This window comes from Synechococcus sp. WC101 (genome assembly GCF_047461555.1).
In the GTDB taxonomy this organism is placed as follows: Bacteria; Cyanobacteriota; Cyanobacteriia; order Thermostichales; family Thermostichaceae; genus Thermostichus.
This window is the reverse complement of sequence record NZ_JANSHG010000288.1, coordinates 1-1,519: the sequence shown is the minus strand read 5'-3', so window position 1 is coordinate 1,519 and position 1,519 is coordinate 1. Positions and strand designations below refer to the sequence as shown.

At 57.8% G+C, this 1,519-nt stretch carries 2 protein-coding genes; both read left to right on the top strand.

Translation table 11 applies throughout. The features are described from left to right. Positions 1-778 (top strand): CRISPR-associated endonuclease Cas1 (gene cas1, locus NW809_RS12540; RefSeq protein ID WP_414402294.1); only part of this gene is annotated, 778 nt, incomplete at its 5' end. Beyond that, entirely contained in the window at positions 778-1,056 is a 279-nt protein-coding gene (gene cas2, locus NW809_RS12535; protein ID WP_414331218.1) for a CRISPR-associated endonuclease Cas2, read from the top strand. The genes cas1 and cas2, both read left to right, overlap by 1 nt. The last annotated feature ends 463 nt before the right edge of the window (positions 1,057-1,519 follow it).

Here is a 1,519-nt window from a genome sequence, read left to right as displayed (position 1 = left end):
CTTCTCCACCAACTCTGAGATCCGTCTGGCCCAGTATCAGCGGGCCTACTCCCCCTGGGGGCTGAGGTGGGCCAAGGTGATTGTGCGCGGCAAGATTCGCAACCAACGGGCAATTCTACAACTGCACAACCGGGCTACCCGCGGCCAAATTGCCCCCTTACAGGAGGGTATTGATGTTATCGCCGCCTACCTGCAAAAGTTGGATCGCTCCACCACTCCTCCGGATCGAGAAGCGCTGATGGGCCTGGAGGGCATTTGCGCCCGCACCTACTACCAATCCCTGCAACATTGCTTTCCGCCTGAGTGGAACTTCACTGGCCGCAACCGACAGCCGCCGCTCGACCCGATCAACGCTCTGCTCAGTTGGGGCTACGGGGTGCTGCTGGCCCGCGTGTTCTCGGCAGTGGTGATGGCCGGGTTGGATCCCTATCTCGGCTTTTTCCACGCCAACTTGCCCTACCGCCCCAACCTGGTGCTGGACATGATGGAGGAGTTTCGACCCTTAGTGGTGGATTGGGCTGTGCTCCAGCTTGTCAAGGCTGGCCTGCTCACGCCGGAAGACTTTGAGCCGTCGCCGGATGGGACAGGCATATGGCTGGGATCCCTGGCCAAAAAACTGTTTTTGGGAGAGCTGGAACGCCGCTTCCGCGAGCCATTGCTCTATCCTCCCCAATCTCGCCGCCTGCCCCTTAGTCAAATTGTGCTGGAGCAAGCCCGCCGGCTGAGCCGTTGCCTGGTGAGCGGTGACCTAGACTATGAGCCCATAGAGCTGCGCTGATGCTGTGGTTGGTTTGCTACGACGTGGTGGACGATAAGCGGCGACAACAGTTGGCCAAGCAGTTGGAACAGTGTTGCCAGCGGGTGCAATACTCCGTGTTCGAATGCCCACTGGACACTGCAGAGTTGGAAAACAAGCTGGAACAGTCGTGGTTGCCCCTGCTGAATCTCAAGGAAGACAGTCTGCGGGCCTACCCTTTGGATGCCGCGGCCAAGAAGCAGGCCAAAGTCTTCGGGGGGCCTCCCCCCTATGAGCCGCCGGACTACCTGATCTTCTGAGGCTCTCCACCGGGCCGAAATTGTAAAGTTTTGTGCGCGATCTGTCGGGGTGAGCCATCACCAGCCTGACTCTGCCGGCACAAGATTTTAAGGGAAACTTTAGATCTTTTGCCCCGATTGGCCCAAAAACGTGACATAATGGCCGTAGCAAGTTCAATTTCCCCGCTTGCGCTTGGCCGCGAGGACAATGTTAATATCTGTGTCGAGGAATCTCCGTACTCCCTCGCGAACGCACCTTGAAAACCTCATGAATTCAGGCTTTTCCGAGGGTAGGGTTGATCCCTACCTTTTCCCCGCAAGGGGACGGAAACAGCGGAACCCCCAGTCGTTGTCCACTTCTGAGAGTTCCTGTTGATCCCTACCTTTTCCCCGCAAGGGGACGGAAACCAAGGTGGACCGGGTTTTACCGGTCCCATCCAACACAAAGTTGATCCCTACCTTTTCCCCGCAAGGGGACGGAAAC